The sequence below is a fragment of the Brooklawnia sp. genome, from assembly GCF_049651565.1.
Classification (GTDB): domain Bacteria; phylum Actinomycetota; class Actinomycetes; order Propionibacteriales; family Propionibacteriaceae; genus Brooklawnia.
Genome location: NZ_JBASCI010000150.1, coordinates 1 through 10,602 on the forward strand (window position 1 = coordinate 1; position 10,602 = coordinate 10,602).

Annotated in this window: 9 protein-coding genes; 5 read left to right on the forward strand and 4 right to left on the reverse strand. The window is 70.1% G+C overall.

Annotated elements, in window-relative coordinates; all coding sequences use genetic code 11:
* Positions 1-961 (forward strand): glucosaminidase domain-containing protein (locus WBL05_RS07075; RefSeq protein ID WP_424224753.1); only part of this gene is annotated, 961 nt, incomplete at its 5' end.
* 62 nt (positions 962-1,023) lie between these two features.
* Complete coding sequence (locus WBL05_RS07080) at positions 1,024-3,282, forward strand: HelD family protein (RefSeq protein WP_424224754.1); 2,259 nt, start codon at positions 1,024-1,026, stop codon at positions 3,280-3,282.
* Here WBL05_RS07080 and WBL05_RS07085 read toward each other — a convergent pair.
* Complete coding sequence (locus WBL05_RS07085; RefSeq protein WP_424224756.1) at positions 3,218-4,105, reverse strand: methylenetetrahydrofolate reductase; 888 nt, start codon at positions 4,103-4,105, stop codon at positions 3,218-3,220. The genes WBL05_RS07080 and WBL05_RS07085 overlap by 65 nt on opposite strands.
* Positions 4,106-4,142: 37 nt before the next feature.
* Between WBL05_RS07085 and WBL05_RS07090 the strand changes: the two genes are divergently transcribed.
* Positions 4,143-5,231, forward strand: coding sequence for a polyprenyl synthetase family protein (locus WBL05_RS07090; protein ID WP_424224758.1), 1,089 nt, complete (start codon positions 4,143-4,145; stop codon positions 5,229-5,231).
* 34 nt (positions 5,232-5,265) lie between these two features.
* On the opposite strand, the gene WBL05_RS07095 is transcribed toward WBL05_RS07090, so the two are convergent.
* Positions 5,266-6,093 (reverse strand): hypothetical protein, encoded by an 828-nt coding sequence (locus tag WBL05_RS07095; protein WP_424224760.1) that lies wholly within the window; start codon positions 6,091-6,093, stop codon positions 5,266-5,268.
* A 113-nt stretch (positions 6,094-6,206) separates the two neighbouring features.
* Between WBL05_RS07095 and pknB the strand changes: the two genes are divergently transcribed.
* Both pknB and WBL05_RS07105 read left to right on the forward strand, forming a co-directional pair.
* Complete coding sequence (gene pknB / locus WBL05_RS07100) at positions 6,207-8,312, forward strand: Stk1 family PASTA domain-containing Ser/Thr kinase (protein WP_424224762.1); 2,106 nt, start codon at positions 6,207-6,209, stop codon at positions 8,310-8,312.
* Positions 8,312-9,238 carry a DMT family transporter gene (locus tag WBL05_RS07105; protein ID WP_424224763.1) on the forward strand — a complete coding sequence of 309 codons (927 nt, stop codon included), beginning with the start codon at positions 8,312-8,314 and terminating at the stop codon, positions 9,236-9,238. The genes pknB and WBL05_RS07105 overlap by 1 nt, the downstream gene beginning before the upstream one ends.
* Here WBL05_RS07105 and WBL05_RS07110 read toward each other — a convergent pair.
* Complete coding sequence (locus WBL05_RS07110) at positions 9,177-9,818, reverse strand: MBL fold metallo-hydrolase (protein WP_424224765.1); 642 nt, start codon at positions 9,816-9,818, stop codon at positions 9,177-9,179. The two genes, WBL05_RS07105 and WBL05_RS07110, sit on opposite strands and share 62 nt — an antisense overlap.
* Positions 9,819-9,927: 109 nt before the next feature.
* Complete coding sequence (locus tag WBL05_RS07115) at positions 9,928-10,461, reverse strand: type 1 glutamine amidotransferase domain-containing protein (protein WP_424224767.1); 534 nt, start codon at positions 10,459-10,461, stop codon at positions 9,928-9,930.
* Positions 10,462-10,602: the final 141 nt, after the last annotated feature.

Below are 10,602 nucleotides of genomic sequence, written 5' to 3' on the forward strand. Positions count from 1 at the left end.
ACCCAGCGAGCACCCCAGCCCGGAACCCAGCGGGGACCCGAGTCCCCAACCGTCCCCGGAGCCCACCGAGGAACCTTCTGAGGAGCACACCGAGGAACCCAGTGAAGAGCCCGCCTCCCCCGCCAACCGGAGCCCGGAACTGGTCTCCTACGACAAGGTCTCGGCCTTCATCAACGCGGTCGCCCCGATGGCCCAGGAAACCCAGCGCGAGTATGGCGTCCCGGCCTCGGTAACCCTTGCCCAGGCGATCCTGGAATCTGGCTGGGGCGGCAGCACGCTGTCCCGCTATGGCCAGGCCTACTTCGGCGTCAAGTGCAGCTCGAACAACGGCCCGTATGTCACCAACTGCGTGCAGCTGCCGACCTGGGAGGTCATCAACGGCCAGAACGTCACGGTGATGGCCTACTTCCGCTCCTACCAGTCACTCACCGACTCGATCCTCGACCACGGCCACTTCCTGCGCAACAACAGCAGGTACGCCCCGGCGTTCCGGACATCCGACCCACGCGAGTTCGCCCGCGCCATCCATGCCGCTGGCTATGCCACCGACCCGCAGTACGCCAACAAGTTGATCAGCCTGATTGACTACAACGGCCTGGAGCGGTTCGACCGCGGCGAGCTGGCCGGCACGGTGCCGGTGATCAACGGCATCGGCGCCCGCTACGACGAACTGGGCGGGGTCAACGGTCCGCTGGGCACCGCAGTCGGCATCGAATCCGACGGCCCCGTGGCCGGTTCGCGGCTGGTCTCGTTCGACACCGGCGTGATCATCTGGACCGAGGAGCACGGCTCGCACGCGATCACCGGAGCGATCTGGGACCACTACCGCCTCGACCCCAACGTGCGCAGCCGGCTCGGCGCCCCGACAACCGACGAGATGGACTACGCAGATGGCACCATCCAGTACTTCCAGGGTGGCTCCATCTACAACGGCCCCTCCGGCGCCAAGCTGAGCAACTAGGGTCGCCCTTGGTGCGAAGGAGTAGGCTTGATCCTCAGGTCTTTTTCTGAGGATGGATCAAGTTGACCGAAATCAGCACCCCGAACGAGTCCGAGATCCTGGCCAACGAGCTGGCCATCGAACAGGCACACGTCGACAAGGTGTACGAGCACCTGGAGACGGCGACCGCCTCGGCAAGAAACGTCGAGGCGGAGAGCCGTGCCAAGTTCCAGACCGATCGCGCCGACTGGATGCGGGAGGAGGACGGCACCGCACTCTTCGAGCGCGACGCCTTCGCCTACCAGGCCGCCAGGCGCCTGGCGATCCTGGACGCGCAGCACGAGGGCCTGGTCTTCGGCCGTCTGGACTTCCGGTCGAAGGAGAAGCGGTACGTCGGACGCATCGGCGTCCGCGACGATGACTACGAGCCGCTGGTGATCGACTGGCGAGCGCCGGCCGCCGAACCGTTCTACCGCGCCACCGCGGCCGACCCGATGGGCGTGGTGCGCCGACGCGTGCTGCGCTGTCGGGACGAAGTGGTGGTCGGCATCGAGGACGACCTGCTCGACGACAGTGTCGACACCGACCTTGTGGTGATCGGCGAGGGGGCGCTGCTGGCGTCATTGAAGCGGGCCCGCGGCCCGCGGATGCGCGACATCGTCGCCACCATCCAGGCCGAGCAGGACGAGGCCATCCGCGCCCCCTACCAGGGCGTGACCATCATCTCCGGCGGCCCGGGCACCGGCAAGACGGTGGTCGCGCTGCACCGGGCCGCCTTCCTGCTGTACACCCACCGCAAGCGGCTGGAGCAGGGTGGCGTCCTGGTCGTCGGCCCGACCGACCTGTTCATGCGTTACATCGAACGGGTGCTGCCCGGCCTGGGCGAGGACTCGGTCACCCTGAAGTCGGTCGGTGAACTGGCCACCGACGTGCTCGGCTTCAGCAGCCAACTGGTGGACGACGGGGACGCCGCCATGGTCAAGGGCAGTTTGCGCATGGTGCAGGTGCTGCGCCGTGCGGTGCACGAGCCGCTGATCGCCGACAAGACCCGGCTGCGGGTCAGTGTCAAGGGCGAGATCCTCACCCTCGAGGCGGCCGAACTGTCCACCATCCGCCGCGAAGTACTGACCTCCCACAAGGCTAATCGGGCCCGTCCGGCAGCCGAGAAGGCGCTCACCGACGCGTTGTGGGCCAAGCTGCCCACCGACATCGCGGCCCTGCTCGACCTGCCGCGCGAGATCTTCGACGAGATCGTGACCTCGCAGGCGAGCTACGTCATGTTCCTGAACGCCTGGTGGCCGAAGCTGAACCCCGAGACGGTGCTGACCCGGCTGGCCGACCCGGTGTTCCTGCACAAGGTGTCCCACGACGTGCTCAACGACGCCGAGCGCCATGCGCTGTCCGACAGCCTGCAGCATGCCCGCGGGTTCATCCCCAACAGCGAACTGCCGCGGCCCAACTGGTCGGTCAGCGACATCGCCCTGCTGGACGAGCTGGCTGCGATGATCGGGCCGGCGCCGGTCGAGGAGGAGGTCGATCCGACGCTCTTCCTGGCCGACGGCTCGGATGTCTCCGAGCTGGTGACGCTGGCCGACCGGCTGACCACCCGGCAGCACACCGAGCCCGACGACGACCTGGCGGTCACCCACGCCCACATCCTGGTCGACGAGACCCAGGACATCACTCCCATGCAGTGGCGGATGCTGCGCCGCCGCGGGCCGCAGTCGTCCTGGACGCTGGTGGGCGACCCGGCGCAGAGCTCGTACCCGAACAACGAGGAGACCCGCCGGGCGATCCGCGACCTGATCGGCCGCGGACCGTCCCGCACCTACAGGCTGTCCACCAACTACCGCTCGCCGGCCGAGGTGATGGAGCTGGCCGGCGAGGTGATCACCCAGGTGTACCCGGACGCCGACCTGCCGCGCGCGGTCCGGCGCACCGGGGTGGCGCCGCGGTTGCTGACCAGCCCCCCGGACCGGCTGGACGAGTCGTTAACCCGGGTGCTCAGCCAGCTCGGTGGCGAGGTCGAGGGCACCATCGCCGTGATCACGGCCGGTTCCCGCCGCCGGTCGGTGGCCGAGGCCGTGGAGGCGTTGCCCCTGCCGGCCGGAGTGCGGGAACGCACCAGCGTGCTCAGCGCACTGCAGTCGAAGGGGCTGGAGTACGACGCCACCGTAGTGGTCGGGCCCGACGAGATCGTCGACCAGACCCCGGGCGGGATCCGGGTGCTCTACGTCGCGCTGACCCGGCCGACCAGGCGGCTGGTCACCATCGACCTCACCGATGGCCAGCCCGGAGCATGGCGAGAATTTCTCGAGTTGCCACTGAGCGATTCTGCGTGAAGAAGTGCAGGCCGGGCGCCCGTCCGGCCAGCAGCCGCTCGCACAGTTCGGCGGCGATCCGGGAGCCGGTGATCCGTACCTGCTCCGGGTCGTCCGGCGCGGCCAACAACCGCTCGGCCACCCGGGCCGGGATGTCGGCGCCGGACATCTCGGCGAACCGCCCCAACTGCCTGACGCTGGTGACCGGCATGATGCCCGGCACGATCGGCAGCGTGCAGCCGGCGCTGCGGGCTCGGCCGACCAGCTCGAAGTAGTGTCCGAGTTCGAAGAACAACTGGGTGACGGCGAAGCTGGCACCGGCCTGCTGCTTGCCCAGCAGGATCTGGGCGTCCTGCTCGAGGGTCGAGGTGGAGTGCCCGTCCGGGAACGCCGCCACCCCGACGCAGAAGTCGCCGCGCGAGCGGACCAGTTCGACCAGCTCGGTGGCGTTGGCCAGGCCGCCCGGGTGCCGCTCCCACGGCACCGACGGCCCGCCCGGCATGTCGCCGCGGATCGCCAGGATGTTGCGGACCCCGGCGTCCCCGTAGGCGTCGATCACCGCCTTGAGCTCGTCCACGGTCTGCCCGGTGCAGGTCAGGTGCCCCATCACCCGCAGGTCGGTGGAGGCGATGATCGCCATCGTGGCGTCCAGCGTGCGCTGCCGGCTGGAGCCGTTGGCGCCGTAGGTGACCGACACCCAGTCGGGACGCAGCGGCTGCAGCTCGCTGATCGTCCTGGTGAGCAGCTGCTGGCCGGCCTCATCACGTGGCGGGAAGAACTCGAAGCTGAACGTCGGCTCGGTGGCGTACGCCAGCAGCTCACCTATCGTCTGGTCCCTCGGCACGAGGGTGATTGTAGGCCGATCGGCTAGGTTGTCGGTCATGCAGCTCACCCCGGCCGACCCGACGTCGAAGGCGTTCCGCGACCGTATCGATGCCGAGATGGCCGCCTTCCTGGCCGGCGTGAGCCGGCGGCTGGAGCCGGTGTCGCCGTCGTTGACCATGCTGACCGAGGTGGCCGGTGACCTGCTGGCCGGCGGCAAGCGGCTGCGTCCCGCCTTCGCGTACTGGGGGTTCGTCGCGGCTGCCGGGACCGACCGGGTGCCCAATGCCCTGTGGCGGGCCATCACCGCGATCGAGCTGCTGCACGTCGGGGTGCTGGTGCACGACGACGTGCTGGATGACGCCGACACCAGGCGCGGCCGCCCAGCCGCCCACCGCCAGTTCGAGCAGTGGCACCGCGGGCAGCAGGGTCTGGGCGACGCCGCCGAGTTCGGCCGGGCGATGGCGGTGCTGCTCGGCGACCAGTTACTGGTGTGGTCGGGTGAACTGGCCGACGACGCCGGTCTTGATGCCACCGCCTGGCGGGCCTGCCGCGGCTACTGGCACGCGGCCCGCAGCGAGGTCAACGCCGGCCAGGTGCTCGACCTGTACGCGCAGTACGGGGTCGGTTCGCGGGCCGGCGCCGAGGAGGTGGCCGCGAAGGTGCTGGAGGAGAAGACCTCCCGCTACACCGTGCAGCGGCCGGTCCAGTTCGGGGCGGCGGCCGGCGGCGGATCGGACGCCGTGCTGGCTGGGTTGGGACGCTACGGGCTGGCGCTGGGGCGGGCCTTCCAGTTGCGCGACGACCTGCTGGGGGTGTTCGCCGACCAGGCGCAGACCGGCAAACCGGCCGCCGGCGACCTGCGGGAGGGCAAGCGCACCGTCCTGCTGGCCAGGGTGCTGGCCGCGGTGGACGCCGCCGACCGGGGTGCCCTGGGTTCGATGCTGGGACGGCCCGACCTGACCGACGCCCAGATCGACCGGGCCCGGGCAATCATCGCCGGCTCCGGCGCGGTGGCCGAGATCGAACAGGCCATCAGCGCCGACCATGCCAGGGCGCTCGCGGCACTGGACGAGATCGACATCACCGGGCCCGGACGGACAGCACTGGTCGAGCTGGCCCGGCAGTGTGTCCAGCGCGCCAGCTGAACCGGGCACCTGGCCGGGATGCCGGTGGGTCAGCTCACCAGTGGTCGTCCGGCCCACGTTCCCGGCGCCCGGTGCCGTCCCACAGGTCGTCTTCCACGGCGGCATGGTAGGGCTGGGCCTGCGCAGGCGGGGCGTCCGGGGCCGGACGGCTGAGCCCAGCCGCCTCCGGCCAACCGAGGGCGAAGCTGCGTCCCAACACCTGCGCACCGCCGTGCAGAGCGGCGAAGGTGACCTGCTCCATCTCGTCGCGCCAACTGCCGGCGAGGGTCTCCCGGTAGGACGTGACGAACTGGCGCGGTGACATCCCCAGCCGCCGTTGCGAGATGATCGCCGGCAGGGCGAGCCGCCGGGCCCCGGCTGCCACCGCCGAGCGGGCCTGACTGACCGAGTTGACCTGCGCGAACCATGGCTTGGCGTCCGGGAGGGTCGGCGGCGCCAGCGCCACCGCACGGTCCACCAGGTCGGCGGTCACCACCATCGCGTCGGCGTTGACGTCCCGCGCCGCCCGATCAAGATCGGTCCGGTTGTTCGCCACCGCCAGGGTGAGCGCATACTCATGGGCCCTGATCGGGGCCACCACCGCATCCGCGGCGACCATGTCGGCGCGGGCCTGGCGGGCCAGCGACTCCGAGGTCGCCAGGCCCAGGACCGCCCGGCCGTCGGAGGCCTCCAGTGCGGTGCGGTAGCCGAGCAGCAGGTCCTCGACGCTGGCATCCGGTTGCACGATCACTATCACGTCCACCCGGCCGGCACACAGCGCGCCGACCAGCTCCCCCAGCGCGTGGGGCGCGGCCTGGAGGCCTACCCAGGCCAAGGTCCGGGAAAGGGCCAGCCGCGTCTTCAAACCCAGCATTGCGGTCACGGTCCAACCCTAGGGCAGCGCGAAACGCCACGCACCGCAAGTGGCGGTTGCCGTCTGGGGACCTACACTGGTTGGGACTTGCCCCCACCCGCCCGCGAGCAACCGGAGCAGATGTGACCAAGACCGGAACCGGTACCGACCGCCTGGTCGGCGACGTGCTGGACGGTCGCTACGAAGTACTCCAACGGCTGGCGCGCGGCGGCATGGCCACGGTCTACCGGGCCTGGGACCGCCGGCTGGAACGAGTCGTCGCGATCAAGGTCATGCACGAGGGGCTCGGCGATGACGCCGACTTCGTCGCCAAGTTCGACCGTGAGGCCCGCTCGGCGGCCCGACTGTCCGACAAGAGCGTGGTCAGCATCTTCGACCAGGGCCACGACCACGGCCGGCCCTACATCGTGATGGAGTTCGTCGAGGGCAGCACGCTGCGCTCGGTCATCACCCGGGAGGCACCGATCAGCCCGTTGCGGGCGGTTCAACTGATCGAACCGGTGGCGGCCGCGCTGGCGGCGGCCCACGAATCCGGGCTGGTGCACCGCGACGTCAAGCCCGAGAACGTGCTGATCAGCAACCGCGGTGCGGTCAAGGTGGCCGACTTCGGGCTGGCCAGGGTGATGACCAACCAGACCTCCACCCACACCCAGGGCCTGCTGATCGGCACGGTCAGCTACCTGCCGCCGGAGCTGTTGACCACCGGCCGCGCCCAGCCGTGGTCGGACGTCTACTCCACCGGCATCATGCTGTTCGAGATGCTCACCGGCTCCAAGCCCTACACCGGCGACGCCCCCATCACGGTGGCCTACCGGCACGTCAACGAGGACGTCCCGCTGCCGTCGGAGGTACTGGCCAGCAAGCACCCGGGCCAGGCCCGCCGCGACCCGGTCCCCGACTACCTGGACGCGCTGGTCGCCGCCTGCACCCGCCGCAACCCCCAGGCCCGGCCAGCCGACGGCCGCGAACTGCTGCGCCGGGTGCGCGCTGTCAAGCGCGCCCTGGAGCGCGGGGTGCGTAGCGACGATGCCCTGGCCACCATGGTGTTCCCGGCTGCGGCCATGCCGTGGGCCATTGACCAGACCCAGGTGATAGCGCCGGAGGAGGCCGCCACCTCGGTGCTGGCCGCCGTCCGGCCTGAGGCGGTCGACGAATCCCCGGTCGACCACGGTGGCCCGGTCACCCCGGTGGAACCGATGCCGGCTGTGGTCGAGCCCAGGGTGCGGCCCCGTCCGGTCGAGCCGTACCGACCGCCCAGGCCCGCTGCTGTTGATGTCCCCGCCAGCGAGCGGTTCCCGAGGTTGTCGCAGCGCACCTACCGAAGGCGACGAGCGTTCCTGGTGACCGTACTGGTGCTGGTGCTGACCCTGACGGTCGGGACGGGCAGCTGGTGGCTGGCGTCCGGTCGGTACGTGACCACCCCGGCGGTGGTCAACCAGCCCCAGTCCGAAGCAGCCGCGATCGCCGAGGCCAACGGCATGGCGATCACCTTCACCGAGGCATACTCCGAGACCGTACCGGCAGGCATCGTGATCAGTTCCGATCCGGCCCCCGGCGAACGGGCACTGCGAAACGCCGCCATGACGGCGGTGGTCTCGCTCGGCCGCGAACGCTATCCCGCCCCGGCGCTGGTCGGGCTAATGCTGGACGACGCCAGGCAGGCCCTCACGGCGGCCAACCTGCAGGCCGGTGAGATCACCGAGGCGTGGGACGAGCAGGCCGCCGTCGGCTTCGTGGTGTGGGCCAGCCAGGCCGAGGGCGAGCTGCTGAAGCGCGGCACCGCGGTCGACCTGACGATCTCCAAGGGACGCGAACCGCTTACCATCCCCAGCGTGGTCAACAGGAAGCTGGCGGACGCCCAGAAGACGCTCACCGAAGCCGGGTTCCAGGTCGCTACCGGGCCCCAGGCCAACCACGACACGATCCCGGCCGGATCGGTCATCAGCCAGCAGCCAGCCGGCGGCACCGGCCACCGCGGCGACACGGTGACGCTGGTCGTCAGCAAGGGGCAGCAGATCGTCAAGCTGCCCAGGGTGGAACGCAACCATGCCGTCGCCGACGCCAGCAAGAAGCTCACCGACGCCGGCTTCGAGGTCGAGGTGCAGTGGGAGGGCGACCTGCCGATCAGGCAGGGTCGGGTGGTCAGGCTCACCGATGCCGACGGCAAGGAACTGACCGAGGGCGATGAGCTGCCCATGGGTTCGATTGTGGTGATCCGGGCAACTTGATGGTAGATCGCCTGGCCCCCGCCAGCCTGATGCTGATGGCGGTGCTGTGGGGCTCCACGTTCTTCGTCCTCAAGGACATGTTGGCGCGGATGGACGCGTCCGACCTGCTTGCGGTGCGGTTCACGATCGCCGCGCTGCTGTTGGTGGTGGTGCTGCGCCGCCGGCTGCGGATGGACGCCACCACCGTGCGGCACGGTCTGGTGATGGGCGCCCTGTACGGGGCGGGCCAACTGCTGCAGACCTACGGCCTGGCCCAGACCAGCGCGTCCATCTCGGGTTTCCTGACCGGGTTGTACGTGGTGATGACCCCGATCCTGGAGGCCGTGCTGCTGAAGGCACGGGTCGGTCGGCGGGTCTGGCTGGCGGTTGCGCTGGCGACCGCCGGGTTGGGCCTGCTGACGCTGATGCCGGGCGTCGGCGCCACCCGGTTCGGCTGGGGCGAGTTCCTCACCGTGCTCAGCGCGCTCGCCTACGCCGGGCACATCGCCTACACCGGACGGGTCAGCACCCAGGCGCTGTCCCTGCCGCTGAGCACCGTCCAGACCGTCACGGTGGCGGCCGTCTGCGTGCTGGCGGCGCTGCCGGGCGGTATCGCACTGCCGCAGCGGGCGGCCGACTGGTGGGCGGTGCTCTACCTGGCGGTGCTGTGCGGGGCGCTGGCGATCGTCCTGCAGGTCTGGGCGCAGGCCAGGGTTGAGGCCACCCGGGCCGCAGTGATCATGAGCTCCGAACCGATCTGGGCGGCGTTCTTCGCGATCGCGGCCGGACAGGAGGAAATCGGCTGGCGCACCCTGGTCGGCGGCGCCGCAATGGTCTGCGCGATGATGCTGGCATCACTGCCCGAACCGGCAAGGCTGCCTGGGATCAGGGCTGCCAGGGCCGAGTATCGCGAACGTCCACCAGAGTTGTCCGGGTCAACGCGGTGATGTGCCTGACGATCAGGGCGTGACCGCGGTCGTTCAACAACCCCTCGTGAATCAGGAAGCCCTGGGGTGCGCCGACCTGGCGGGTGAAGTCGATGGTCTCCCGGGTCGCTGACCACGGCCCGAACGCCGGGATCAACGCGATGTCGATGCCCTCCGACACCGCATCGAGGCAGTCTCCCGGGTGCAGGACGCTGGGCTCGCCCTCACTGCGGAAGACGAAGCCAACGTTGCCGATCCGGGGGTAGTCGCGGTGGATCACGGCGTGCTGACCGCCAATGGTGTTCACCTGCAACGAACCCAGATCGATGATCTCGTCCGGCCCGAGCCGGCGGACGTCGTCGGGCAGGTCCACGATGTCGGCGACGGTGTGCTCCACCGCCACCATCGCGCGCGGGTTGTCCGCCAACAGCTCCGGCAGGTGGGTCGGGTCGGCGTGGTCGGGGTGCTGGTGGGTGACCAGCACCGCGTCCAGGTCGGTGAGCCCGCGCCAGGCGGTGCTGAAGTCGCCCGGGTCGACCAGCACGCGCTGGTCGGCGGTCTCGATCAGGACGCAGGAGTGGCCGAGATGGGTTATCTGCATGGTTCCAGTCTGGTGCAGCCCGGGCCCGGTTCGCCGGTGGGACGACAACCGCCCCCGCCGAACCGGGTCGGCAGGGGCGGCTTGCGTCAGTGGCAGGGGTGGGACCAGGTCAGTGGCGGCCCTCCGCGAACTCCTCGATCAGCTTGGCGTTGAACGCCGGCAGGTCCTTGGGCGTCCGGCTGGAGACCAACCCGTCGTCGACGTGCACCTCCTCGTCCACCCAGGTGGCGCCTGCGTTGCGCAGGTCGGTCTTCAGGCTTGGGTAGGAGGTCAGGGTGCGACCCTTCAGCACCTCGGCGTCGGCGAGGATCCAGCCGCCGTGGCAGATCACGCCCACCGGCTTGCCCTCGTCGAAGAAGTGCCGGGTGAACGCGACCGCGTCCTCGTCCATCCGGATCTTGTCGGCGTTCACCACACCGCCGGGCAGTACCAGCGCGTCGAAGGCCGCCGGGTCGGCGTCCGCCACGAGTTCGTCGACCTTCGCCTGGTGGCCCTTCTTGCCCTCGATGGTGCCCCGCTCCGGCGAGACCAGGGTAGCCTGCGCGCCCGCCTCGGTCACCGCCTCCCAGGGACTGGTGAGTTCGCTGTCCTCGTAACCGTTGGTGAGCAGGAACGCGACTCGCTTGCCGTCCAGTTCGGCCATTGGTGTTCTCCTCTGCTGGGGTATTGGGGACTGTGCTGTCCTTCTACCCTATGTCGGGTGCCCAGCCGTCAGGACGCCAGCAACTCCCCCACCAACCGGCCGGCCCAGCGGCACGACTCGGCGTCCGCGTCCAGGTGGGTG

Excerpts from the sequence above, each read along its gene's own strand:
- WBL05_RS07090 (WP_424224758.1), top strand. The coding sequence starts at position 4,143 with ATGCAGCTCACCCCGGCCGACCCGACGTCGAAGGCGTTCCGCGACCGT.
- WBL05_RS07105 (WP_424224763.1), top strand. The coding sequence starts at position 8,312 with ATGGTAGATCGCCTGGCCCCCGCCAGCCTGATGCTGATGGCGGTGCTG.
- WBL05_RS07115 (WP_424224767.1), bottom strand. The coding sequence starts at position 10,461 with ATGGCCGAACTGGACGGCAAGCGAGTCGCGTTCCTGCTCACCAACGGT.
- WBL05_RS07110 (WP_424224765.1), bottom strand. The coding sequence starts at position 9,818 with ATGCAGATAACCCATCTCGGCCACTCCTGCGTCCTGATCGAGACCGCC.